Annotated in this window: 23 protein-coding genes; 16 read left to right on the top strand and 7 right to left on the bottom strand. The window is 45.3% G+C overall.

Going from position 1 to position 25,925, the window contains the following annotated elements; all coding sequences use genetic code 11:
- Window positions 1-41: 41 nt before the first annotated feature.
- The 5 genes from NFI81_RS22530 to NFI81_RS22510 all read right to left on the bottom strand — a co-directional run bounded on the left by NFI81_RS22530 (window position 42) and on the right by NFI81_RS22510 (window position 4,014).
- A complete protein-coding gene (locus NFI81_RS22530) occupies window positions 42-1,175 on the bottom strand; it encodes a multinuclear nonheme iron-dependent oxidase (RefSeq protein WP_234615733.1) in 1,134 nt (377 codons plus the stop codon).
- A 21-nt stretch (window positions 1,176-1,196) separates the two neighbouring features.
- Window positions 1,197-1,352, bottom strand: a complete 156-nt coding sequence (locus tag NFI81_RS22525; protein ID WP_234615732.1) for a chryseobasin-related MNIO class RiPP peptide — start codon at window positions 1,350-1,352, stop codon at window positions 1,197-1,199.
- Window positions 1,353-1,498: 146 nt separating this feature from the next.
- Window positions 1,499-2,443 carry a hypothetical protein gene (locus NFI81_RS22520; RefSeq protein WP_234615731.1) on the bottom strand — a complete coding sequence of 315 codons (945 nt, stop codon included), beginning with the start codon at window positions 2,441-2,443 and terminating at the stop codon, window positions 1,499-1,501.
- 91 nt (window positions 2,444-2,534) lie between these two features.
- Window positions 2,535-3,101 carry a hypothetical protein gene (locus NFI81_RS22515; protein ID WP_234615730.1) on the bottom strand — a complete coding sequence of 189 codons (567 nt, stop codon included), beginning with the start codon at window positions 3,099-3,101 and terminating at the stop codon, window positions 2,535-2,537.
- A gap of 148 nt (window positions 3,102-3,249) precedes the next feature.
- Window positions 3,250-4,014 (bottom strand): 3-keto-disaccharide hydrolase, encoded by a 765-nt coding sequence (locus NFI81_RS22510; protein ID WP_234615729.1) that lies wholly within the window; start codon window positions 4,012-4,014, stop codon window positions 3,250-3,252.
- A gap of 194 nt (window positions 4,015-4,208) precedes the next feature.
- Here NFI81_RS22510 and NFI81_RS22505 point away from each other — a divergent pair, with 194 nt between their 5' ends.
- The 3 genes from NFI81_RS22505 (at window position 4,209) to NFI81_RS22495 (ending at window position 10,720) form a co-directional block, all read left to right on the top strand.
- The gene (locus NFI81_RS22505; protein ID WP_234615728.1) at window positions 4,209-6,053 is read left to right on the top strand and encodes a 3-keto-alpha-glucoside-1,2-lyase-like domain-containing protein; all 1,845 of its coding nucleotides are present in this window, start codon (window positions 4,209-4,211) and stop codon (window positions 6,051-6,053) included.
- Window positions 6,054-6,077: 24 nt separating this feature from the next.
- Window positions 6,078-8,006, top strand: a complete 1,929-nt coding sequence (locus NFI81_RS22500; protein WP_234615727.1) for a c-type cytochrome — start codon at window positions 6,078-6,080, stop codon at window positions 8,004-8,006.
- A 173-nt stretch (window positions 8,007-8,179) separates the two neighbouring features.
- Window positions 8,180-10,720, top strand: coding sequence for a hybrid sensor histidine kinase/response regulator (locus tag NFI81_RS22495; protein ID WP_234615726.1), 2,541 nt, complete (start codon window positions 8,180-8,182; stop codon window positions 10,718-10,720).
- Here the strand turns inward: NFI81_RS22495 and NFI81_RS22490 are convergent.
- Both NFI81_RS22490 and NFI81_RS22485 read right to left on the bottom strand, forming a co-directional pair.
- Complete coding sequence (locus tag NFI81_RS22490; RefSeq protein WP_234615725.1) at window positions 10,708-12,078, bottom strand: sigma-54-dependent transcriptional regulator; 1,371 nt, start codon at window positions 12,076-12,078, stop codon at window positions 10,708-10,710. The two genes, NFI81_RS22495 and NFI81_RS22490, sit on opposite strands and share 13 nt — an antisense overlap.
- Window positions 12,079-12,210: 132 nt before the next feature.
- Window positions 12,211-12,516: a hypothetical protein gene (locus tag NFI81_RS22485; protein WP_234615724.1), complete on the bottom strand. Its 306-nt coding sequence runs from the start codon at window positions 12,514-12,516 to the stop codon at window positions 12,211-12,213.
- A gap of 572 nt (window positions 12,517-13,088) precedes the next feature.
- Here NFI81_RS22485 and NFI81_RS22480 point away from each other — a divergent pair.
- The 13 genes from NFI81_RS22480 (at window position 13,089) to cysM (ending at window position 25,884) form a co-directional block, all read left to right on the top strand.
- Window positions 13,089-13,814 carry a ferritin-like domain-containing protein gene (locus NFI81_RS22480; RefSeq protein WP_234615723.1) on the top strand — a complete coding sequence of 242 codons (726 nt, stop codon included), beginning with the start codon at window positions 13,089-13,091 and terminating at the stop codon, window positions 13,812-13,814.
- Between the two features lie 27 nt (window positions 13,815-13,841).
- A complete protein-coding gene (locus NFI81_RS22475; protein WP_234615722.1) occupies window positions 13,842-14,633 on the top strand; it encodes a ferritin-like domain-containing protein in 792 nt (263 codons plus the stop codon).
- A gap of 224 nt (window positions 14,634-14,857) precedes the next feature.
- Window positions 14,858-16,090: a sulfite oxidase gene (locus NFI81_RS22470; RefSeq protein WP_234615721.1), complete on the top strand. Its 1,233-nt coding sequence runs from the start codon at window positions 14,858-14,860 to the stop codon at window positions 16,088-16,090.
- 20 nt (window positions 16,091-16,110) lie between these two features.
- The gene (locus tag NFI81_RS22465; RefSeq protein ID WP_252176021.1) at window positions 16,111-16,533 is read left to right on the top strand and encodes a hypothetical protein; all 423 of its coding nucleotides are present in this window, start codon (window positions 16,111-16,113) and stop codon (window positions 16,531-16,533) included.
- Between the two features lie 17 nt (window positions 16,534-16,550).
- Window positions 16,551-17,099 (top strand): thermonuclease family protein, encoded by a 549-nt coding sequence (locus tag NFI81_RS22460; RefSeq protein ID WP_234615719.1) that lies wholly within the window; start codon window positions 16,551-16,553, stop codon window positions 17,097-17,099.
- A 17-nt stretch (window positions 17,100-17,116) separates the two neighbouring features.
- A complete protein-coding gene (locus NFI81_RS22455) occupies window positions 17,117-17,743 on the top strand; it encodes a hypothetical protein (RefSeq protein ID WP_234615718.1) in 627 nt (208 codons plus the stop codon).
- 97 nt (window positions 17,744-17,840) lie between these two features.
- Window positions 17,841-19,007 (top strand): hypothetical protein, encoded by a 1,167-nt coding sequence (locus NFI81_RS22450; RefSeq protein WP_234615717.1) that lies wholly within the window; start codon window positions 17,841-17,843, stop codon window positions 19,005-19,007.
- A gap of 81 nt (window positions 19,008-19,088) precedes the next feature.
- The gene (locus tag NFI81_RS22445) at window positions 19,089-20,480 is read left to right on the top strand and encodes a hypothetical protein (RefSeq protein WP_234615716.1); all 1,392 of its coding nucleotides are present in this window, start codon (window positions 19,089-19,091) and stop codon (window positions 20,478-20,480) included.
- A gap of 29 nt (window positions 20,481-20,509) precedes the next feature.
- Window positions 20,510-21,019 (top strand): GNAT family N-acetyltransferase, encoded by a 510-nt coding sequence (locus NFI81_RS22440; protein WP_234615715.1) that lies wholly within the window; start codon window positions 20,510-20,512, stop codon window positions 21,017-21,019.
- Between the two features lie 140 nt (window positions 21,020-21,159).
- Entirely contained in the window at window positions 21,160-22,869 is a 1,710-nt protein-coding gene (locus NFI81_RS22435) for an AMP-binding protein (RefSeq protein WP_234615714.1), read from the top strand.
- Between the two features lie 113 nt (window positions 22,870-22,982).
- Window positions 22,983-23,714 carry an alpha/beta fold hydrolase gene (locus tag NFI81_RS22430; protein WP_234615713.1) on the top strand — a complete coding sequence of 244 codons (732 nt, stop codon included), beginning with the start codon at window positions 22,983-22,985 and terminating at the stop codon, window positions 23,712-23,714.
- Window positions 23,715-23,796: 82 nt separating this feature from the next.
- Window positions 23,797-25,005 carry an alpha/beta hydrolase family protein gene (locus tag NFI81_RS22425; protein WP_234615712.1) on the top strand — a complete coding sequence of 403 codons (1,209 nt, stop codon included), beginning with the start codon at window positions 23,797-23,799 and terminating at the stop codon, window positions 25,003-25,005.
- A 6-nt stretch (window positions 25,006-25,011) separates the two neighbouring features.
- Complete coding sequence (cysM, locus tag NFI81_RS22420) at window positions 25,012-25,884, top strand: cysteine synthase CysM (protein WP_234615711.1); 873 nt, start codon at window positions 25,012-25,014, stop codon at window positions 25,882-25,884.
- Window positions 25,885-25,925 lie beyond the last annotated feature (41 nt).

Raw genomic sequence — 25,925 nt, 5'->3', positions numbered from 1 at the left:
TGAATCATTATAAATCAGCATATTAGTAACACAAGCATTTTCTAAGCAAAGCCATTTTTCCACTTCTGGGCAATGGAAATAGCTGTTTGGAGCATATAGGGAGCCCATTTATCAACTTCCCATGCCGTGTTGTTCAAGCTTGAAGACCGCAGCATGGCTTGTGCCTCGCTAATGCTGCCCGCTGTTTCCAGGATATGCGACAATTGGAGCTGCTGTTTGTATAATTCGTGATCTTCGAGCGGAATGTTGCTGGCAGATGTGTTTAACGGAGTAAAAGTGTTTTCAATTTTTGGATCATAATCAAACCCTAACCGTTTGATTATGCTGTCCATCCGAAGAAAATCAGACTGAAAAATGGCTTGCTTTTCAAGCGTGTCCAAGGCAGTCCCCATTTGCTCCATTACGACATATTTCAGATTAGGGCATTTTGGGATTGCGTTGTGTAAAAATTCAAAAACAGCCTCAGGAACGCTCTCATCGTGCGTATCGCGCCTGACCTGCCTGCCGGGGCCGACTTGCGTTTCGTCCCAGCTCCCGCCTGAAATGTGCATTTCCCGCACCCTCTCAAGGGGATATAGCTTAATTATGTCGTCGAAATCAATGTTGAAATTATGAACCTGGCAGTAAATGTTATGGAGATCAAGAATGACAAATCCGTTGACACTTTCTACCAGTTGGGCCAGAAAGTCCCCATGTTTTTTCACTTCATCCAGCGAGTAGGAAAACGCCAGATTTTCAAGTCCGACGGGACATTTGCACGCGTCCTGAATGCGTTGCAGCCTGTCTTTTCCAAGCGCCAGCGTTTGCGCTGTGAATGGAATGCTTATGGGTGCGCCTTTATGAAAATCTTCCCCGGTCATGAAACCGAAATGCTCCGTAATGTGGTCGAAATGGAACTGGCTTGCTAACTTTTGGAGCTTATCAAGCCACTCCTGCTGCCCGGGCGACCATTTTCCTGAAAATAATGAGAAATAAACGCCGTGGCCGATCAACCGGTTGTGATTACTGAACTCTTTGACCAGATCGGTAAACCAGGCAGGAATTTCGCTGACTTTGAAAAGGGTGTCGAAAGACCATTCAATTGCCTCCACTTTTTCCTGCTCAAATAATGGCAGTGACGCCTGTAAAATATGGGCATCCAGGTTGCAGGCAATGGAGGAATAAATTTCAGACATACCGCTTTACAGTTCACAGGATCAACCCATCCCGCAAGCCGGGCAGTTATCCATGGTTTTGTTTTTGCTGGTTTTTTCGCCGTCTGGCCGAACCGAGCTGTCTGTGCAAGCCGTAGCAAGTGCGGTAACTGTAACTGCTACGGCAACTGCCTGAAGAACTGATTTCGAGATTTTCATGACGATTATCCGTTAGGTGAATTGAGATATATTAACAAGATTCAATTCAAATTCATTTGGTTGTAACCGCAGATATTATATTTAATGAAAAGCAAAAAAACCTGTCAGAATCGAATCCGACAGGTTTTTTATCCATATTATTCCCATTATTTCCCGAACAATCTTGCCCAGAAACCCTTGGCTTTCGTTTTGGTTTCGACAATTTTCTCAGAAGCTGCCTCTTTCGCTTCCCTGATTTCTTCGGCAGCTTTGGCCCTTAATTCGTCCGCTTTCAGCTGCGCTTCTGCCAGTTTTTCCGCTGCAATGGCTTTGGTCTCTTCAAATGCTTCCTGCAACTCTTCCTTCAAATCGTCGTATTTTTCCGCAGCCGCCTCCTTAATGTCCTCATATTTATCAGCAGCAGCTTCTTTGAAATCACCTGCTTTTTCGCTGAAATCAGAAAATATTTCTTCTGCTTTTACTTTTCCTGCGGCGATGTTCAGCTCAACTTCATTCTGCAATTGTTCTGTTTTTTGTTCAAAGCCTGACTTCAATTCCTCGGTTTTTTCAGTGGCAGTTTCTTTCACTTCCTCGGTTTTTTCACTCACCACTTCTTTCACCTCCTCCGCCGTTTCGGTTACCTGTGCTTTCACTTCTTCCGTTTTCGCAGCAGCTTCCTCTTTTATCGAAGCCACAATCTCTTTCGCTTCTTCGGTTTTGTCTGCCGCAGCCACTTTAAAATCATCAACCTTATCCGCCGCAACTGATTTTACTTCCTCCACTTTATCCACCGCTTCTGCTTCCAGTTCAAGCGCTTCATCCCTGGTCTGATCAAATTTCGATTCGCCTGCTGCTTTCAGGTCATCCAGCGTTTCGTAAACCTCAGATTTGATTCCATCCGCTGCAACGCCGGCTTCATCAATTTTATCGGCCGCTGCCGCTTCCAGTTCATCCACTTTTTCAGTCTCAAATATCGCTGCATCCTCATTTATTTCCTCTGCACCATCCACGATCTCCTCCTTTTTTTCGGCAGCTTGCTCTTTAAGCTCTTCGGCTTTCTTTTGAAGCGACTCGGTCACTTCTTCGGGTGTGGGTTTTTCGTTTTCGGCCATCGGGAAAGAATTTAAGGTGGAAATTTGTAATAGTTGATTTCGAAAGCTACAAAGGAGTTGCCAACGTTCCAAGCAACAACAAAGCTTTCTGCTACTCTAACCTTCTAATCATCAATTTTTTAATAAGCTCATAGAACGGCTCCGGCTGCAATGTACGCCAGTTGTTGAGCTGCAATGTGCCACCGAAATTGATATAATAATCGAGCCGGAATTTCTTCCATTGTTCCTCCACATGCTCCCTGAAATTCACCGCCGCAATCCAGCCGTCTTCAATGTCGTCAAACCATTCGGCATAGTAATCGTCCTCGCTTCCGTGGAAGTCCAGCACATTCTCGCCCATCAGGATGAACTGGTTAATGCCCTGTTCCACAAGCGGGTCCACAACCTGGCGTTTCAGGAACATGATGTCGTTGTGCAATGCATCATTCCATTCGCCGAACATCTCAATGATCGCATAATGTTTGTTGTAATCTGCAAAAATAATCTTCACATACAGCGTTTCAGAACCTATCTCGTCCCATAATGGGTGGATGTAGTAACCGTAAATCGCATTTTCGTAATAATCCAGATTGTAAGTCCGGCCATAGAACGGCGATTTCTCGTCATGGCTCGCAATGTAATGTTTCTCCCAATTGTAATAAGGCTCAATCTCCTGCATGACGACAATGCTTAATGGCAAATAAGTAAACCAATATAATGATAATGGAAAACAAAAAAGGCTTAAACGATGTTTCAAACCGTTTAAGCCTTCTTAAATTATTATTCCTGAATTTTGCTAGGCGCCTGTCTCCGGGTCGCCGATCCGATTACAATTCGCGGATCCAGATGTTGCGGAAGCTTGTTGTATTGTTGTGATCCTGCAATTTGATCGGGCCTTTTCCGTGCGGCTCTATCGTAGGCTGACCCACGTATGGAGTCGTTCCCTGAATGGCCGTGTGATTTTGAACCAACACACCATTGTGGATCACCGTAATGTAAGGAGGAATGGTCATTTGTCCGTCCTTGTTGAAATGAGGCTGCGTGTAAACAACGTCATAAACTTGCCATTCGCCTGGTCCTATGGTTGCATTCACAAGCGGCATGGTTTGCTTATAAATAGAACCAGCTTGTCCGTTGGAATAAGTTGGGTTGTTATAGCTGTCCAAAACCTGCAATTCGTAAATACCTTGCATGAAAATACCGCTGTTTCCACGTCCCTGGCTATTTCCTTCCACTTTCGCAGGCGTACGCCATTCAATGTGCAGCTGGTAATCTCCAAAAGTTTGTTTGGTTTGAATATCTCCTGATTTCGGCGCAACGGTCATTGCTCCGTCTCCAACAGTCCAGGGTGCAGCCGCTTTACCGTCTTTTCCTGAAACCCATGCATCCAGGTTTTTGCCATCGAATAAAACGATTGCATCCGAAGGTGCAGTAAAACCGGAGACAGCAGCAGAATTTTTACCTGGCGTAACAACACGGGGAACCGGGCTCCACAATTCGCTGGATTCGGGAGTTTGCTTGGCAGGTTGCAACTGAGCATGCGCAGCAAATGCCGTTGCAAGGCTGAATGCGGTTAGGATTAGTTTTTTCATTTTAAAAATTAACTTTTTAGTCTAATAACTATTGAAATAATATCAAAACACAACATTAAGTAAAAAGCACTAACAAACGCGGTTCTCACCTAATTAAATGCGATTTTTTGGATTCTTATCACGTAATTTGCACCCGCGTCGACCGATGGCCGGGCAGCATTTTAAAATAAAACCGATATAAGCTTACTTCAAGTATGTTTAAAATTAACCGTTCCTTTTTTCAACTCTTTGCGGGTGGAATTGCGGCTCTTGCTATGCAATCCGCTTATGCACAGCAACCTATCCCTCTTAACGACCTCAGCGCGTTCACAACCAAATCCGACAACTGGAAGATCGTCGGTAATGCATCAGCTGATATTTCCAAAGAAAATGTACTCATCACAACACCCGGGAAAGGCGTTTTGGCGTGTACACACGAAAAAGGAAAGTATGGCAACCAATATGAACTGATCTCGAATTTTAAACACGGAGATCTGGACATTGAGCTTGATTTCATGTTGACCAAAGGATCCAATTCAGGAATCTACTTGCAAGGCAATTACGAAGTGCAACTTTTCGACAGCTGGGGTAAAAAATCTGCCAAATACAACGATAACGGCGGAATTTACGAACGCTGGAATGATTCAAAACCAGAAGGTGAAAAAGGTTACGAAGGCTATGCGCCCCGTTTCAATGTGGCCAAAGCACCTGGTTTGTGGCAAAACATCAAGATCTCTTACCAGGCGCCTCGCTTTGATGCCAGTGGCAAGAAAACTTCCAATGCAGTGTTTTTATCAATCATTCTGAATGGCGTTACGATCCATGAAAATGTGGAAGTAAGCGGTCCTACACGCGGCTCACTCACCGGCGAAGATGTGGCTATGGGCCCGATACGCATCCAGGGCGACCACGGATCTTTGGCTATCAAAAACATTGTGATCAATAATTTTGATAAAAAGCCGGGAACGTTGTCGGAGCTGACTTACAAGACTTATTATGGCGCTTTGTCGGAAACGGAAGATCTTTCAAAACTGACTGCTGCGGAAACAGGCAAATCGGAAGCATTGAGCTGGGAGATCCTGAAAGAGAACAATAATTACTCTTATGTGTACACGGGACGCTATAATGCAGCGACTGATGGTGAATATAATTTCAAATTGCAGGCGTCGGGAAATTCATATGTGAAGATCGACGGCAAATTTGTGATCGATGCGCAATGGAAATCCAACAACGAAATGCGCGAAGGAAAAGTGAACCTGAAAGCGGGTGACCATACCATTGAAATATTCAATAATAAGAAAGACGGCTGGATGCGTCCGGTTCTTGGATTGTGGGTGAGCGGACCTGGTTTCCGCGAAGTGGCTTATCATACCAAAAGCTCTGCCATGTCAGGCGGTTCCAATGACCCTATTTTGATCTCGGCAGGAACAAATACGGTCACGCGTAGTTTCATGGATTTCAAAAAAGGCAAAGGAAAAGGACAACGTGTAGTGCATGCAGTTTCGGTGGGAAGCCCTACTAACCTGCATTATACTTACGATCTCGACAAAGGAACCGTTTTACAGGTTTGGCGCGGCGAATTCCTGGATGCAACCCCGATGTGGCACGACCGCGGCGATGGTTCTTCCCGTCCGAGAGGCAGCGTGACGTTGCTTGGTGACGATATGTTGCTGGGCAAATCTGCAAAAGGAAAATGGCAGGCCGACACAACCGGCAGCGGTTACCGCCCAAAAGGTTATGTGCTGGATGATCAGGATGTTCCTACATTCCAGTATCAGGCCTTTGGCTCAACTGTGACTGACTACATTACAGTTGTTAACAATCAGTATTTCGAGCGGATCGTGAAAGTGAATAATGCTGCAAAAGACCTGGTTGCCAGACTGGCTGATGGAACGAACATTGAGAAAGTGGCTGATGGACTTTATGCGGTTGATAACAAGTCGTATTACATTCAATTGGCTGATAAGAGTGTAAAACCTGAGATCAGAAGCGCTGACGGCATGCAGGAATTATTGGTTCCTGTTACAAACGGTGAAGTGAAATATTCGATCTTATTCTGATAATCCCCTATTATTCAATATATAATGAAAAAAATTGCTCAAATAGCCTTTGCTCTTCTGGCAACGATGTCGATGCTGCAAGCGCAGGAGTCACCGAAAGAAGAAGACTTTTATAAGATCATCACCCCGCCCATCCCGGAAGGAATTATCCTCGAAGTGGGTGGATTAACGACCATGCCAAATGGTTCACTGGCCATTTCTACACGCCGTGGAGAGGTTTGGATTGTCGACAATCCGACCAGCCGGACGCCTTATTTCAGAAAATTCGCAACCGGTTTGCATGAAATCCTGGGTCTTGCCTACAAAGAAGGTGCATTGTATTGTGCGCAGCGCGGCGAACTTACCAAGCTGATTGACAAAAACGGGGATGGCAAAGCGGATGTTTACGAAACTGTGTACGCATGGCCATTATCCGGACATTATCATGAATATTCTTTTGGTCCAAAACTGGCACCGGACGGAAGCTTTTTTGTGAGTGGTAACGTCGCTTTTGGCGACGAAGAATGGTGGAGAGGCGAAAGCCGTGTGCCAGGCCGTGGCTGGATTTTCCACATTACCAATGATGGAAAATACGAACCATACGCAACAGGCGTGCGCTCTCCTGCGGGGATCAGCATGTTAAACGGTGAACTGTTTTATACAGACAACCAGGGTGACTGGATGGGAACCGGTGGAATTTTTCAGGTTAAAAAAGGAAGTTTCATGGGACACCCGGCTGGTTTGAAATGGGCAGCAAACTCTCCTGTTAAGCTGACTGAAAAGCAATTTTTCGCTGAGCGCGACAACCGCCAGAACAAAGACGATAAAGGCCGCGCGATCAAACCAGAAAACACGGGTAATGAGACGCCTCAGTTTCTTTATCAATTGAAAGAAAAATACGATATGGTGCAGCTTCCGGCTGTTTGGCTTCCTTATGGTGTGCACGGCGTTTCTACTTCAGAGCTGATTTTGGACAACACGCAGGGCAATTTCGGACCATTTACGGGACAGGTTTTCGTGGGTGACCAGGGACAAAGCAACATTATGCGTATTGTTTTGGAAAAAGTAAAAGGGGAATACCAAGGCGCGAGCATTGGTTTCCGCAGCGGTTTCCAGTCGGGCGTTCTGCGTCTGGCATTTGATAAGGACGGTTCCATGTTCGTGGGTGAAACAAACCGCGGATGGGGTTCGGCAGGAGATGCTAACCAGGGATTGCAGCGTTTGGTTTGGAATGGTAAAATGCCATTTGAAATGTATACTGTAAAAGCGCAGCCAGACGGTTTTGAAATCGAATTCACCATGCCGGTTGACCGCAAATCAGCAGAAGATCTTGATTCTTATAATGTGAGCAGCTATTTGTACAAACATTATCCTGTTTACGGAAGTCCTCCGATCAATACAGAGACTGTAAAAGTCGTTGGTGTGAAAGTTTCTGATGATGCCAAAAAAGTAAGGATCGTTTTGGATGGCATGCGGCAATACTACGTGCATAAGATCCAGCTGGAAGGCGTTCGGGCTGCTACAAACAGCTGGTCGCTTGTTCACACGGATGCTTATTATACTTTGAACAACATTCCTGATGGGGAGAAACTGAAAGTTTCGGATTTGAAAACAGCGAGATCAGGAAAAACTGCCGCTTCGGTGGCTGCGCCTGAAAAAGAGCACGTTTCTCCGGACGGAAAGGGCAAAGCAACGACGGATAACGCCGGCAAAGTGCCCACTTTCGCGGAAGTAAAACCGCTTCTGGAAAAAAATACATGTCTGGCTTGCCATGCTGCTGAAAAGAAGGTGGTTGGGCCATCTTACCTGGATGTTGCAAAGCGCAAATACAGCAATGACAAGATCGTAGACCTGATTTATCACCCTAAGCCTGAAAACTGGCCGGATTATGCAACACCAATGCCTCCTATGCCGCAGGTGTCGAAAGCTGATGCGATGAAGATCGCTTCGTGGATCAATTCTCTTGCTAAATAATTATCAACATTTCGCTGCTGCGGGATGATTTCTGAATACACCCGGAAAGGCTGCCCAAATATGAGGGGCAGCCTTTTTTAGTTATATTCACATTCTAAATCAGACAGATGCAGCTGAATTGCACCTTTTGCGATTGAAAATTCGTTAAAGACATTGCATACTATTGATCCGATATGTCCGCTCTTCGTGACCTGTTTTTCTTAAAGTCCGTTAAAGGCAAAGTCTTGCTTGGCTTTCTCCTGGCGTCGCTCGCTTTGGGAACATCGTGGATTATCAGCAAGGAAGCTTTTGAAGATATGCTTATCAAGCTGGAAGTAATGTCCACGCCAAATGATAAGCTTCGGCTGGTGAATAAAATATTTAAAAACATTCTCCAGCTTGACCATTTACAAAATACACGAACATTAAAAGGCGAAGAAAAGAACGAGCAGGTGTTGGCGCAGTCCAAAGAACTTATAGCCACGCTGGACTCTCTGAACGACCTGAGCCTCGGAGACGATATGCAGATCATCCGTATCGATTCCATGAAAACGCTCCTGGAAGAGCGGGATAAAATTTATGGGAAATATGTCAAGGTGCGGTCGAAACTGGTTAACAATAAGGATCTTGAAGATGAGGTAAAAACCATTTCGGGACTGATCACCACGAAGCTGAAACCCGACAGCACGGTTGTTAAAACAGAAAAAAGGACCACCACAACAACCGTTTACACCGAATTACCCGATTCGGTCCAAAAAGCCAGCGAGAAAAAAGGGTTTTTCAACCGGGTTTTCGGCGGATCGAAAAAAGCCCGAAAAAATGCGCCCCCAACACCTGCGAAGGTGGTTCAGAAGCAGGAAGTGAATGTGCAGGTGGATACAATAACCGTTGCGCAAGAGGACAGCACCATTGAAAAAGTGGGGGAAGCGGTGCACGCCATCGAGAAATCACAGAAGATCCGGACCACCAGTTTCGTGGATAGGGAACAGGAACTTGCGGCGGCGGGCAATTCGCTGGTTCAGCAACTTTTGAGTGTGATGCAGAAAGTGGAGGGCGAAGTGCTGAAAGAGTCCAATTTGGAAGGTTCGCGCTCCAAAAACATTGTGACAGGCAGTATTAACACACTGGAATACATTATGCTTGGCTTCTTTTTTCTGACGGCCATGCTTGCCTATCTCATTTTTACAGACATTACCAAGAGCAACGAATATCGCAGCCAGCTCGAAGAGGCAAAAGAAGAGGCGGAATACCATAGCATGGCCAAACAGCGGTTTTTATCTAATATGAGCCATGAGATCCGCACGCCGCTGCAATCCATTATCGGTTACACGGAGGCATTAAAGAAGTCGGAAAAACCCAAAAAGCAGGACCTGGAAACATTACATTCCGCCTCGGAACACCTTTTGCACCTGGTAAATGAAGTGCTGGATTACAGCCGCATTATCTCCGATCGATTTACATTTGAAGAAAGGACATTTGCCATTACGCCGCTGCTCAACGAAGTGATCCAGATGCTGCGGCCCACGGCGACATCAAAAGGGCTTTTACTGAAACTTGAAAACAGCCTTTCAACGAAATTATATTTGAATGGAGACCCGTTCCGGCTGCGCCAGATCCTTTACAACTTGCTTACGAATGCTATTAAGTTCACCGAAACAGGTGAAGTGGTTTTGCAAGTGACCGGTTTTGAGAGCGACAGCGATCTGGAAATTGAGTTTCAGATCTCAGATACGGGCATTGGCTTGTCGCCCGAACAAGTTCAACGCGTTTTTAACCAATTTGAGCAGGCCGATCCTTCCATCTCACGCAAATACGGCGGCACCGGACTAGGACTCAGCATTGTAAAAGCCCTGGTAGAAGGCATGTCGGGTAACATTAAAGTCAAAAGCACCCTGGGTAAAGGCACGACTTTTTTTGTAACCACCCGTATGGAAAAAGCTGAAACACTGGAAATAGTGCCAGAGGAAACACACGAAAGAAATTATGATGTTGCCGGGAAAGTCTGGCTGGTTGATGATGATGCATTCATCCTTAAATGGTGTGCGTCTGTTCTGGAGATGAACGGAATTCCGCATACTTGTTTCTCGTCAGCAGAAGAGGTCTTAAGCAGGCCCTGGGACCCGCAGGTCAGGTTTGTATTGACAGATATGCGGATGCCGGGAATGAATGGCGCAGAGCTTTGCAAACGTCTCCGCCAATCTGCATCTGAGCAAACCAAATTCTTTGTATTAACCGCACAGGCGCTTCCCGAAGAGCGAAAAGGGTTGCTGGGAATGGGTTTCGACGGCTATTTGATGAAACCTTTTCATTCCAACGAACTATTGGAATTACTGGAAGCTTCGTCCTCAAAATCTGAACTTCCTGTCAGCATTACGGCCACAAACCCTGACACCGAGCTGGATTTTTCGACCTTAAATGAAATGACTTTCGGCGATGAAAGCCTGCTCAGGGAGATTCTGGATCAGTTTGTGAAGGATTCAAGAAAGGATGTGAGCGATCTCGACATTCACTTACAAAACAATGAATTCGAGAAAGTGCAGGAACTTATGCACCGAATGGCAGGCCGCACAGGTCAGATCGGTGCGCGAGAGCTTTCCGCAAAATTCCGGCTTTTTGATATCACTTTGCGTGAGGACCCTTCACAAGTTTCTAAATCCGAAATGCAACAGGTGGTGAAAAACGCTGCAATTGTGATTGAGCAAGTAGAAGAAAGAGCCCTTGCTTACTCAATATGATACTTTTCTATTTTGTAGTAAAGTGTTTTCCTGTCAATGTTTAACAATTTTGCTGCCTTGCTCTTATTGTAACGCACTTCCTGCAAAACCTTTTCTATCATTTCCTTTTCGTGCGTTTCCTGCAACGCTTTCAGGTCGGAGCCGGCTGGTTTCTGCTGATCTTCCATAGCTGTGATCATTTCAGCAGGCAAAGCATTTAATGTTGCGACTTCTTCTTTTGACAACAATACGAGGCGTTTAATCACATTATTGAGCTCACGCAGGTTTCCCGGCCAGTCGTATTTGTGGAAAACGTCCATTACTTCCTTGGACAACTCCCGCACATTCCGACCCAGTTCTTCGTTCGCTCTTTCTACAAAATGATGAATAAATATGCCCAGGTCCTCCCCTCTTTTTCGGAGCGGCGGCACTTCTATTTTAAATTCATTCAATCTATGATAAAGATCATCACGGAAATCACCATTGGCAGCATTCACCATCAAATCCTCATTGGTTGCCGCTATTAGCCGTACATCCACCTTTATTTGCTGCGTTGCGCCTATCGGCACAATGATGCGTTCCTGCAGCGCACGTAAGAGCTTGATCTGCACATCATAACCCAGGTTACCGATCTCGTCCAGGAATAATGTTCCGCCGTCAGCCGCCTCAAACTGCCCGATCTTATCCTGTAACGCTCCGGTGAATGCACCTTTTTTATGACCGAAAAGCTCGCTGGCAGCCAGCTCTTTGGATAAAGAGCCGCAGTCTATGGCTACAAACGGGCCATTACTACGTTTGCTCATTTTATGAATGGATTTCGCAACGTGCTCCTTCCCCGTCCCGCTTTCTCCCTGTATGATCACGGACATATCCGTAGGAGACACGAGCCGAACGTATTCGTAAAGCTGTTTTGAAATTTTGCTTTTCCCCTCAATAAATTCCAGCGACTGCTTGTCACCCTTCGCGCTGGTTTTAGTTTTGGGAGCCGCTTTTGTATCTGCAGATTCAGCTTTATTCAGTGCCTCTCTTAATACCATAAGCAGTTCTTCCGGGTTAACGGGTTTGGTTATGTAATCGAAAGCACCGATTTGCATGGCCGTAACGGCCGTACGCACGTCGTGGAAACTGGTCATGATAAATGCAGCAGTACGGTTTCCTTCACTTCTCAGCGCTTTCAAAAAATCAACTGAATTGCCATCAGGAAGACGATAATCCAGCATTAACACTTCAAACGGTTCGTCGGAATCACTATTTTTCAGTGCTTCCCTCGCTTCTTTGATATTGGAACAAACTTTGACCTGATGGCCATGCTTACCAAGAAAATTGCTTAGCAGCTTTGAGAATGTTGTATCGTCTTCAACGAGGAGCAGGTGAGCCATGGATTTTTTAATTATCAAAAATAAATTACTAAGTAACGAGCAGGGGAATGTAAAATTATAAAAACAAACGCCAAAAAGCCGGAGAATTCTCCGGCTTTTCAATAAGAGCCAACAAATATAGCAGGAAACGCCCTAATCAACTTTCTTTCCGTATTTATCCAAATTGATGACCGTAGACTCTTCTCCCTTTTTTGCATTAATCTCGAAATACTGGGAATTGTCCTCCTTTGTGATCAGAAAAGCACTCGTAACCTGCCAGCCTGCATAAGCATCTCCTGACAATGTATTTTTAACGGCTTCCGGTAAATCATCCGGTCTGACAGCCACTTTATCCTGCGATTCGCTCCATGCGACTGTTCCTGCTTTTGTCGTATTTGCCTGCATTTCTGTTGCGCCCAAAACGGTCAGTAACAAGGCAGACAGTATTAATTTCTTCATATCGTTTGATTGTGTAAGGTAATTTGATGAAACAGCAACAGCAATACAATGCCACTTTCAGGGCTGCACAAATTAAGTTGATAATCAGATATTAACAAACGTTTCATCACCTGTCATATTATTATGCGTGCACAATGTTTCAACAAGTTGTAGCATTAAACGTCAACCGCACAATGCTATATAGCCAAAAATCCCCTCCACGGAAGATTAGCAAGGAATTTTAAAAATAATCCAAATTTTTTCGGCTAAAATATCCGGGAAAACAACATTATAAGTTATATTTGCGTAGTAACATTGACTAAGATTTGTAGTATTTAAACTACAAGTTTTGAATTAAAAAAGTCGATTCTATTAGACACTCTCTTCTGCAAAATATATTTACTCAACGTTATTTTTCTAGTATCGGCGAGTCCGAAGGCATCAGGAGTCTAGTAATAGGCTCTTTTTGCTTTTCAAGCCTCTTCTAAAAATCATATCCTTTTCCTGTTCACTGATCTAAAGTAAATAAGAGGTCGTAGGTCTGTAAAATCTTTTCGATAACCGAAAGGAAAGTCAAGAAACCTTTTATTGCTATGAACAGACTAATGAAATCAAAAAACAACTCCGGAAAAGAAGAGGGGGAAATCTCGTCAGTAGTAAACCGACGTTTATTTTTGCGTTCTGCCGGATTGGCCACATCTCTCGGAACCATTGTGATTGCTGCTGCATGTAACGATGACGATCCGGATCCGATGATCCCCGGAACAGGCGACTCCGTAGACCTTGGTTCAGGAGATACAGGTGTATTAAACTATGCATACGCACTTGAACAATTGGAAGCTGCATTCTATACACAAGTTATTGCCACTCCTTATGCTGGCATGACCGATGCGGAAAAAACAATCCTTACTGATATCCGCGATCACGAAATCATTCACCGCGATTTTTTCAAAACTGCATTGGCTGACAAGGCGATCAAGGGACTTACTCCGAACTTTGAAACCATTGACTTCACAAAACGCGATGCAGTTTTAGGCGCTGCCAAGCTGTTTGAAGATACTGGCGTTGCTGCATACAATGGTGCCGGTAAACTGATCAAAGATGATGGTTATTTATTGCTTGCCGGAAAGATCGTTTCTGTTGAAGCGCGTCATGCTGCGGTGATCCGTGATTTGCTGAATCCAAAATCTGCTGATTTTGCTGGTGATGACATCATCAATGGTGACGGATTCGATAAAGCCGTTGCACCTGCCGATATCCTTGCCGCTGTAAAAGGCTATGTAAAGGATGCGATCACAGGAGCCAACGTAGGTAAATAATTTAAAAACTAATTTGATTCAGAAACAATGGATATTTTCAAAATAATAGATGATTTTCAAAGAATTGACGGAGATGCAGCGGGCCGCCTTGAGTTTGCTACGCGTCGTCACTTCATGAGTAAGATAGGCAGTAAACTGGCAACAGTTGCAGTTCCCACTGTCTTCGCCTCGATCGTTAACAAAGCATTTGCACAATCTGCCACAGCCGTTGAAGTATTGAACTACGCATTAACGCTGGAATACCTCGAAGACGAATTTTACAAAGCTGGCAATGCAGCTGCTAACCTGATTCCGGCGTCGGATAAAGCGATTTTCACACAAATTGGCAAGCACGAAACGCAGCACGTTGCATTCTTGGTGAAAGCATTGGGTGATAAGGCGATCAAAAAACCAACATTTGATTTTAAATATGGCGGTGCTTTTGCCGACGTTTTTACCAATTACAAAACGTTCGTAACCGTTTCAAGTGCATTGGAAGATACGGGCGTTCGTGCTTATAAAGGACAAGCCACTGTATTGAAGGCTGATCCGCAGATTCTTGAATATGCGCTTCAGGTCCATTCTGTGGAAGCACGTCACGCGGCTGTTGTTCGCAGATTGGCGGCAACTGTAACGGCAAATCCCGCCATGAAGGGCTGGATTACCGGAAAAGAAGGCGCAGTTGCAGCAATTTATGCTGGCGAAGACAATATGACCCAAGGCGGTGTAAACCTGAAAGGTCTTGCATCAAAATCGGATGCGGCTGTTACAGAAGCATTTGATGAACCTTTGACCAAGGCGGCAGTGCTTGCGATTGCAGGTCCGTTTATCAAAGCATAGTCCTAAAATATAATGTAGATTCTCCTGTTGAACGTATACATACACTTATATAAGTGAGTAATGTTCTAAGTGTCAGTACACACTATTATCTTAAAGCAAGAGGTTGTCCATCCGGCAGCCTCTTTTTTTATTTATATCCCTTAAATCGGCATAATCGGGTGCTTTAATAATATGGTTTACGTAAATTCGACCGTTGATATTTTGAACTATTTCTGAACCTCGTAATGAATTCTGCATCTGACAGACGTGCCTTTTTGAAGCAAAGCAGCCTTGTAGCACTTGCTGCTGCAATGGGGACGAACATTGTTTTTGCCAACAAAATGCCCAAAGGTTATGTCCCGCTTTTATTTGATGAAAAGGACGCATTGAAGGGTAAAAGCCCGGAAATGATCGTGCAGGGAGATAAACCCTGGAATGTGGAATCGCCGGTCCATTTGCTCGACGACCGCATTACGCCAGTTGACAAGATGTTTATCAGAAATAACGGGCTCATCCCGGAAACAATCGACGTCGCTTCCTGGACGCTGACGATCGACGGTGAGTCGGTTAAGGCCCCGAAAACCTACACGCTTGCAGAATTAAAAAAGAAATTCAAGCCTTACACTTACCAACTCTTGCTGGAATGTGGCGGTAACGGCCGCTCGGGTTTCCAGCCGCAGGCATCGGGAAATCAATGGGGACAAGGCGCTGTTCACTGCGCAGAATGGACAGGCGTTCGTTTGAAAGATGTGCTGGCCGATGTCGGCGTTACAGGCGATGCGGTTTACATTGGTTACCATGGAAAAGACCAGCATTTGAGTAAAGACCCGAAAAAAGAATCCATTTCCCGGGGCGTGCCCATATCCAAGGCATTGGAAGATGAAACGATCATTGCCTGGCAACTGAATGGTAAGGACATTCCCGAATTCCACGGTTATCCGTTAAGGTTGGTCATTGGCGGCTGGCCCGCGTCCGTTTCGGGCAAATGGCTAAGCCGGATTTCGGTTCGGAATAAAGTGCACGACGGCGCCAAAATGGAGGGCCACAGTTATAAAATGCCTAAAAGTCCCGTTTCACCCGGTGAGGATGTGCCGCAAACGGATGAGTATTTCAAGATCATTGAATCCATGCCCGTGAAATCGCTCATTACTTTTCCAAAATCGGGCGCCATGATCGCTCCGGATGCTGAGTTGGCTTTACGCGGACATGCCTGGGCAGGCGACCGCGCAATTAAAAAAATGGAAGTTTCCATTGATTTCGGCGCAACCTGGAAAGATTGCAAGCTGGAAGCACCCGCGAACCGGCTGGCATGGCAGCATTGGAATGTGAAAGTAAAATTTCCCTCGAAGGGTTATTATGAAGTTTGGGCAAAAGCAACCGACGACAAAGGAAATGCGCAGCCCATGGTCATTCCAGCATGGAATCCAGGCGGTTATCTGAACAATGCTTGCGAAAGGATCGCGGTTAAAGTAGGTTAATGATAGAAAAAATCCTTGTAATGCATTTGATCAAAAATAAAAATCTGTCCCTGCTGCTTACACTTTTCCTTTTTATAGGGTTGATTTCAACTGCTTTTCGCTCCGAAACGCGTGTTGGAAACAGTGCTGGTGGTGTCAGCATGTCGTTGGACACAGCAAAAACCGACAAAGAAACCGGCCTGGTAACAGACCAAAACCTGTATATGGTGAAGGCGCAATGTATAAGTTGCCATTCGTCCAAGCTCATCATTGCCAACCGTTTTACCAGAGACGGATGGAAACAGAAAATTCGCTGGATGCAGGCCAATCATAACCTTTGGGACCTGGGCGAAACAGAAAAACAGGTGCTGGATTATCTGGAAAAACATTATGCTCCTACGGCAAAAGCCGCCCGCAGGAAGCCCCTCAACGACATTAAGTGGTACAAGCTTGAAGAACAGTAAAAGTGAGTAGAGTAACAGTGAGTAAAGTAAAATTCAATTTCCTGATTGCGCTGACAGTTATCCTCGCGCTTTCGTCTTTTAATAATGACAATGCAAGTCGCCTTCAAAATGGCAGTATCCAGCAACATTACGATTTACCAAATCCTTTAAAAGCAGAGGTTATCGGGATCCAGGATGGCGACACGATTGAATTGAAATTCCTTTTTGCCGGCAAAAAAGCAGGACAAAGAATGGGGAAGCCAATCAGGATCAGGCTTTTGCATGTGAATTGCCCGGAACGAGGAAGGCCCTATTATAAAGTGGCAAAGCAGTATACAAGTCAGCAATGTTTTCGCAAAACGGTCCAGATCAGACACGCCGGTAATTTTGATAGATATGGTCGGTTACTGGGTGAAGTTGTGCTTCCGAATGGCCGGATTTTAAATAAGGAATTGGTTAAGGCCGGGCTGGCAGTGCATTTTAAAAAGTATTCCAAAAGTCAGGAATATTCCAATCTTGAAATTCAGGCTAAAAAACAAAAACTGGGAATTTGGAGCCAGTCCCCTACTTTTTTTGGCCAATTGTAAACACGATTTAGAAACAAATGTCCTCATCATCAGCGCTTTTTCAGATTTTATATCAAAACGAAACATTGTTCCGGGTTGGAGGAAGTGTTGTGCATGAAGTTTTGGAAGAGCCGATCGTCAGCACACCTGAAATTGTTAAAGATCCTGAAATCGTTCAAGAGCCAGAACCTGTTGCCGTAGTTGCTGCAACTCCGCCGATTGTTGCAAAGCCCGTCGCTCAAACCCCGGCCATTGCCCCCGCGCCAACATTGCCTTCCGGCGATTTTCCTACATTGCTGCATAGTATCCTAATCCTTATCGACGCGGCCAAACAGAAAGATATGGCTGCTTCTGAGTCAATATTTCTGGATAACATTTTGAAAGCAGTTGGTCATTCAGTAGAGAAAGCGGACATTGTGAATTACAGCTTTCTGAAAGGTGCCGATGCGCGAAAAGTTTTATCAGAAAAGAAAACCAATTTCTTCATCACCTTCGGCGTCCCGCTAATTAAGCTGCATTTGGACCTGTTACTCATGCCTTACACGCCCAAACTGGTCGACGGCGTCTGGTTCCTGCTGACTGACACTTTGCCCGTCATCGAAGCCGACCGTAACTTAAAGAAAAAATTATGGCAGGCTTTACAGAAGATGTTTGAAATGTCCTAATTACGAGGAACTTACGTTTTTTAATATCCGGTCATCACAATAATGTAGCAATTTTCTCTGTTTTCATGGATAATCGCAGGTTAACCCATGAAAAACTATGGCAAAATTGACTGAACTGATTGCGAACTGGTTCCGCCCCAACGCATCCGATGCGGACCAATACTATGATGAAGAGCCTGTTGAAAACGAAACAGCTCCAACCGCCCCCTCCGATTATTATACTGCCCGTAACTCCGTTTCACCGGTGTCAGAGACCCGCTCTAATATGGTCCCGGCCGCGCCAGTCGCTCCGGTGCATTTGCCTCAACCATCAGTTGCTGAAACCCCCGAAATACAGAAAGTGGAAGTCACCATTCCTTATTGGCTGGAAGACGAAGATACATTGCGCGATGAAGGCGTGCTATTTGGTCTTTCGGAATCCGATCCGCATGAAAAGACGGACATTATCCAGAAATATTTCTCCAATCTGGCAGCCGGATATATCGCCAGCATTGAACAGCATAATGAACGCATTCAGGAACTTAACCTTTTTATCGGGCAGAAAAATAACCGGATTGAGGAATTAAAGGACAAACTGAAAAACACGGTTAATAACGCCGAGCGCGAGCATCATTTGCCTCGTACATTGATCGGCATAAGCCTTTGCATTGCCATGTGCATCGGTAACTTTTTCCTGATCCGGGAATCTTTAAAACCTGTTTTCGCGGACAATTCATGGATCGCGCTGGGCGTGTTCCTCGCGGGAATGTTCAGCCTGTTTGGTAAAATCTCCCTTTTTCACGACACCGAGTCGCGCGTGACGTGGAAGTCGCTGCTGGAAGAGATCGGGCTTCCGTTTGCAGCTGCATTATTCGTGTTTGCAAACGTGATCACGCACCAGAGCTGGTGGCAGGCATTTGCGCTGTTTGTGTTCGTTTTCTTTCTTTTTATGTTCGCAGGAAAGCTTTTGCTAAGCAACATTACGGTTTTATGGAATGACACAAAGGCCTGGCTCAGCATTAAAAGAGACAGCCAGGAATTTGCTGACAACAACTACAACTGGGAGACAGAATGCCAGACGTTGCAAGAGGACATTGACCAGTTACGGGTTAAAAAATGGCAGATCCTCCGCGAGCAAAGCACTGCTGAAACCGAACGCGACCGACTCTATGCAAAAAGGGATATGCTGGTCAAACTTTTTGAAAGTGAGTTTTTCCTGGCTAGAAGGATGAAAAACGAGCTGACAACGAGACAGCTGAATCTGATCCAAAAGAGCAGAGATTAATGTAGACGGGCATGGCTTTTTCGAAGGCTAACCTGATAATTTACCAAAAATGATTTTCGATCATACAAAATACAAAACGTCATGAACGAGCAGAATCCAAACCAGGGCGGTGATTACCAACACGGATATTCCAGTGGAATTGAGGGCATTGACCGCCAGGTGTACGAGGCATACTTATCCAGTAATGTGAATCACGACTGGGTTATTGAAAGAATTAATACCAAAAAAGAAGAACTTTTTTCGGTAAAAAATAAACAGCAGGAAACCATCCGGCAGCATAAAACGGCTTATGACAAGCTTCAAAATGAAGTAATGGGCCTCAACAATACTGCCAAAAAAGTGCAGGACAGCGAGAAATCCATTGCTGAGATTGACTTTATAACAGAGGAGTTAAGAGAGAAGCGAACCAACAAGGCGCCATCATATTCCTTAATAGCGGGGCTTATATTTCTGGCAGCGGGTATATCATTCATCGCGGGTGACCTGATCATTTCGCACGAAATTGTGGCTTATGCGCTGAACATTCGAAATTCCAATGAAGCCTGGGCATTTGCAATTGGTTTGGCCATGTTGTCAATCCTTTTAAAACCAGCCTATGACCGCTTGGTGGAAGGACCGTATCAAAAAAATGAAACGCCGAAAGCAAGGTCACGCTATGCAGGTTTCAAACTGGTTCTCTCCATTTTCACCATTGTTACATTGATCATTTTAGGCTGGTTTCGTTATGAAGCTTACCGGACCGATAAATTGAAAGAAGCGATCAATAAATCGGTAAAAAATCTGCAATTGAATGCAGTAGACCCACTTACAGGTGCGCCTGTAAATAGTCCTGAGCTGACTAATAAGATTGAAGAAGCACTGCGTAACTCCGATCAACTGAACCTGGATCTCGTCAATAGCCCGTGGGCGTTGCTTTCTTTCGTATTAAGCGGTGTGCTATTTGCGATTGCAGGTGCGGTTTCACTAGGTATGGCATTACCCGTCTTACAGGGATTCTGGTATCGATGGCTGCAAATTGACCCGAAGTTATGGCGCTTAAAACGCAGAAGAAAACGCATTTTAAAACAAATGGAGCCGTTACAGGAAGCGCTTACAGCACATTTAACACAAAAAAGCATTCTCGAAAATGACATCGCAGTAATGCCCGCTCTGGAAGAATTGAAACAGGAGGAAGCTGCCATCAAAGCTGAGATTGAAAACCTGGAAGCAGAACGCAGGCAAACATTAACCGACAGCCGCGTACATTCTTACGGCGACGGTTATGCGCACGGGCAGGTTAGCAGGGATGTGATGGGCGAGGAAGAATATGATGCCTGGAGAAACAGCCATTTAACGGTTTCCAACCTTGCATTACGCGCCAAATCCAATGCTTCCGCGGACAGGGCAGTTCCCCGTTCACGAAGCACCGGGATGCGCCCCCACCAGGCCATCCGTAAAGCAATAACAGACCGGTTTGACGAAAACAACTCATAATGTTCTAAATTGGGGGTTAAATTATTGATATGATTCTAACCCCCAATTTAAGGATTGTGCCCTGCGACGATACGCTTTTTGACGCCATCCGCATGGGTAATAACACATTAGCGCGCGTCATGGGTGTTAATGTCCCCAAGAAGTGGACCGAGTTCCGGGACACTTTTACTCCCTCTTACCATCGCTGGAAAGCCCACCCTCCTTTGAGAGACTGGTGGGTTTATTTGATTATACACGTTCCCGACAATATACTCATCGGCTCATGCGGCTACAAAGGCGAACCCGATGCCAATGGAATGGTCGAGATCGGGTACGAGATTATGTCCTCTTACAGATCGAAGGGTTTGGGTGCTGAAACGGCCAAAGGGCTTACGGCCCATGCATTTGGTCAGCCCGGCGTTCATAAAGTAGTCGCGCATACACTAAGAGAGGAAAACGCCTCGGTTAAAATCCTTGAAAAAATAGGTTTTAAACAAATTGAGGACATTAATGATCCGGACGATGGACCACTCTGGAGGTGGGAACTGGCACGGAAATAATTCTTTAAGCACTTTCGCGTTATCATAAAGAATTATTGTTTTTCAAAAAATTTATTGGACAGGATCAATAATTTTCTTGGTTATTGATTACCTTGATTTTAAGAAAACACCCGTTTTGCAACCTTTTCCCACCTTGAACTATGATCGCTATATCAAAGGAAACCTATCCGTGGCTGAAAAATTATCCCGAAGGCATTCCCTATGAAATAAACCCTGATGCATACGTTTCCCTCGTCGAAATGATGGAAATAAGTTTCCGTGAAAATGCGGATAAGCCTGCTTACACCAACATGGATAAGCAGCTTACATTTGGGCAGGTTGACGAATTATCCAAAAATTTTGCAGCGTATTTACAAGGACTTGGTTTGGTTCAGGGCGACCGCATCGCCATTCAAATGCCGAATTTGCTGCAATATCCGGTGGCCATGATGGGCGCGTTGCGTGCAGGCTTGGTGATCGTAAATACCAATCCCCTTTATACGCCGCGGGAAATGCAGCATCAGTTCAAAGATTCGGGAGCTAAAGCGGTTGTGATTCTGGCGAATTTTGCGGTTAATCTGGAAAAAATAATTGCTAACACGAACATTCAGCACATCATCATCACGGAAATCGGCGATCTCTTGGGTTTCCCCAAAAAGCTGATCGTGAATGCAGTGGTAAAATATGTGAAGAAGATGGTCCCGAAATACCATGTTCCGGAAGCCGTTTCCTTTTCAAAAGCCCTTTCCATCGGCGCCGGTCGTGAATATAAGAGACCAAATGTTTCCGGAATTGACATTGCTTTCATTCAATATACAGGTGGCACAACCGGCGTTTCAAAAGGCGCTATGCTCACCCACCGCAACCTGATAGCCAATGTGGAGGGCATTAATGAGTGGTTAATGTCTAAAATGAGGCGCTCGCCTGCAACGGGGCAGCTTACTATCGTAGGCGCATTGCCATTATATCATGTTTTTGCATTAACCATTAACGGATTATGCGGCATCAAATGGGGTGCGCTGAATATTCTGATCACAAATCCGAAAGATCTTCCGGCATTTGTAAAGGAACTCAAGAAATTCAAATTTCACATTTTCCCTGGCCTGAACACATTGTTCAATGGTCTGCTGAATAATCCCGATTTCAGCTCCATTGATTTTTCCGAACTAAAAATAACCATTGCGGGAGGCATGGCCTTGCAAAAAGTGGTGGCCGAGCGCTGGGAAAAAATTACAGGCTGCCCGCTGGTGGAAGGTTACGGATTATCCGAAACTTCTCCGGTGCTTTCTGTCAATCCGCTGGATGATCATCACAAGTCAGGCACAATAGGGCTTCCGTTTCCGAGCACAGAAATGCGCATCCTGAAAGATGATGAAACCTGGGCGCCCTTGGGCGAAAAAGGAGAAATATGTGCACGAGGGCCGCAAATTATGCTGGGTTACTACAACCGCCCGGACGAAACTGTGAAAGTGATCTTTGAAGATGAAGGAGGCCGGTGGTTCAAGACAGGAGATATCGGATATGAGGATGAGGACGGCTTTTTCAAAATCGTGGACCGGAAGAAGGACATGATCCTGGTCTCAGGTTTTAATGTGTATCCGAATGAGATTGAAGAAGTGGTTTCACAATGTCCTGGTGTATTGGAAGTTGCCTGTGTAGGTGTGCCGGATGAAAAATCAGGTGAGATGGTAAAAATCTTCATTGTAAAAAAAGATCCCGAGCTGACGGAAGAGAAAGTGAAGGCATTTTGCAAGGAAAATCTAACCGGTTACAAGATCCCGCGGCGCATAGAATTCAGAAGTGAATTGCCCAAAACTAATGTCGGCAAAATTCTCAGAAGAGCATTGCGGGAAGAAGAAATGGCCACTTGAAAATAAGGGAAACCAGCACCTGCAACCCAATCTATTCGCTTAAAAAAGCCCGGAAAGCCTCAGGTTTATGTATATTTAGCCAAACAAGTTCTCAACCTTGAAAGCAAATCTATATGAATCTACACCGGAAAACTTTGGTATTGCTGCACGGACATGGCATAGATGATACGATTTGGGATAACCTTGATGCCGCGCTTAATGAAGATTTTACAATAGTCAGGCCCAACATTTCCTTATTTACATTCTGCCAGTCTGTTGAAGATTATGCAGACGAATTGCACCGGTTTCTGACCAACGCAAACATTACGAAATGCACATTGATCGGCCATTCGATGGGCGGCTACATCGCCCTCGCATTCGCAGACAAATACCTGGACATGCTCGAAGGCTTCGGGCTGTTTCACTCCACTGCCTACGCAGACGATGAGGCAAAAAAACATCAGCGCAACCAGACCATTGAATTACTGAAAAATCATGGAACTGAGGCTTTCGTGAAAAATACAGCAGGCAACCTTTTTGGAGATCGTTATAAAGAACTTTTTCCGGACCGCGTTAAAGAGCACATTATCCATTTCGGAAAACTTCCCGCAGACGCCCTTATTGCGGGCATTATTGCTATGCGCAACCGGCCCGACCGCACGGCCGTGCTGACGCGCATGCCTTTCCCGGTCTTGTTCATTATCGGGATGCTGGATAAGCTCATTCCCTTTGAAAGCGTGATCACATTATCCGAATTTCCGAAGCAAAGCTATCCTTTCATTCTGGCCGAAGCGGGCCATTTGGGAATGGTTGAGCGGCCGGATGCATCCGCTCGGATGATTCACTGGTATATGGGAAAAATTTAAGTCAGAAAATTCACAGTTTCCCGATCTAAAACAGGTCATCGTTCGTTATCTAAACTTGAACGATGACCTGTTTTCTAAAATTATGCAAAAATTTACGATCGTAGTGTTTCAGAGAAGATTATCCTTCCTTCTTGTTTGGAGTTTATTGCTGCTTTATTCCTGCAAGGACGATAAACCCCAGCCCATTGACCCACCGGTTGAGAACGAATATCTCGAGGAAAGCAATGTCATTACCGAGCTTACCAAAGAGCAGGTTGCGCAAAAAGCAGGCGACTTGAATCCTATTTTGGTGGGATATGTCAAAAATGGCATTAAGGTTTACAAAATTACTTACAAGACTAAGAATACAGACGGAACCGACATTATGGCTTCCGGTGCATTGATATTGCCCTCAACGGCTAACCCGGCATCGATAATCAGCGTGCAGCATGGCACGATTCGAGAGGATGCATCTGCCCCTTCTAATTTTGCTGATGGCGCCGAAGCGGCTTCGTTTGGGGCATTGTTCGGATCTATGGGCTACATTATCGCCTACCCGGATTACATCGGCTATGGCGCTTCCAAGGATCTTCCTCACCCTTACGAACACCGGGCCAGTCTGGCGTCCGCTTCGCTGGATATGCTTCGGGCTGCAAAGGAATTTCTGAAAGGGCAGACCGAAGTGACATGGGATGAAAAATTATACATAGCCGGATATAGTGAGGGCGGTTATGCTACAATGTCCCTGCATAAAATGATCGAGGAAGAGGCGGCTGGTGAATTCAATTTAAGGGCTTCCAGCTGCGGCGCGGGCGCTTATGACAAAACCGCCTTTATGGAACACATCATCAATACAAAAACGCATGGGAGTGCTTCTTCAAATGCACTTTACACCTGGGTTTTGCTAACTTATGACCGGATTTATGGATTGAACCGCCCGGCATCCTATTATTTTAAAGAGCCGTTTGCAACGAACATTACGGCCAATGGAATTTCAGCTCCTATCAACCAAAGTTTCGATTCCGCTTTGAATGAAAGCTTTAAAAAAGATCTGAATGATGGGAAAGACGAGAAGTTTATCAAAGCTATTGCCGATAATGATGTCTACAACTGGAAGCCAAAAGTGCCCGTACAGCTATATCACGGGGATAAAGACGATTTGGTCTTTTATTTTAATTCGGTAAAAGCTCACGATACAATGAAAGCATTGGGTGCAAATGTGACGCTGACGACGATTCCGGGTGGAACTCACGGCAGTTCTGTTTCACATTTCTTGATTGGCACCCTTGCATTTTTTACCAGTACAAAATAATAATACATGTTCTCACTGCTAGATCTGGTTGGTAACACACCCCTTGTTGAATTAAAAAAAATCAATCCCAATCCAGACGTAAAAATATTTGGTAAGCTGGAAGGCAACAATCCCGGCGGAAGCGTGAAGGACCGTGCTGCATTCAGTATGATTAAAGGCGCTATGGACCGCGGCGAAGTTACGTCGGGAACCAAGCTGATTGAAGCCACAAGTGGAAATACGGGTATTGCGCTGGCGATGATTGCCCGTTTGTTTGATCTTGAAATTGAGCTCATTATGCCCCAAAGCTCAACGAAAGAGCGCGTGCTGACTATGGAAGCTTATGGCGCAAAAGTGGTCCTCTCCGAAACAATGGAGAGTGCTCGTGACATTGCCGAGGAAAAAGCGGCTGCCGGTGGTTATTTTATGCTGAATCAATTTGCGAACGCGGATAACTGGAAAGCACATTACAACACAACCGGACCGGAAATTTATAACGATACACATCAAGCCATCACGCATTTTGTTTCTTCCATGGGCACGACCGGCACCATTATGGGCGTTTCGCGTTATTTGAAAGAGCAGAACCCGGACATTCAGATCGTAGGCTGTCAGCCGACGGATGGATCGAGCATTCCGGGCATCAGAAAATGGCCGGTTGAATATCTGCCTAAAATTTTTGAAAGAAACCGCGTTGACCGCGTAATGGAGGTTACCCAGAACGATGCCGTACTGATGACCAGAAAACTGGCACGGGAAGAGGCCGTTTTTGCGGGAATGAGCAGCGGTGGCGCAACCTGGGCTGCCGTGGAACTGGCGAAAGAATTAAAGGAAGGCGTAATCGTTTGTATCATCTGCGACCGCGGCGACCGCTATTTGTCCAGCGATTTGTTTGGATAAGAGAAAGGCTTTCCAAATCGGAGACAATGCTGCCGGTTTGG

It is taken from the genome of Dyadobacter fanqingshengii (assembly GCF_023822005.2).
GTDB lineage: Bacteria > Bacteroidota > Bacteroidia > Cytophagales > Spirosomataceae > Dyadobacter > Dyadobacter fanqingshengii.
This window is presented reverse-complemented; position numbering and strand designations above follow the sequence as displayed.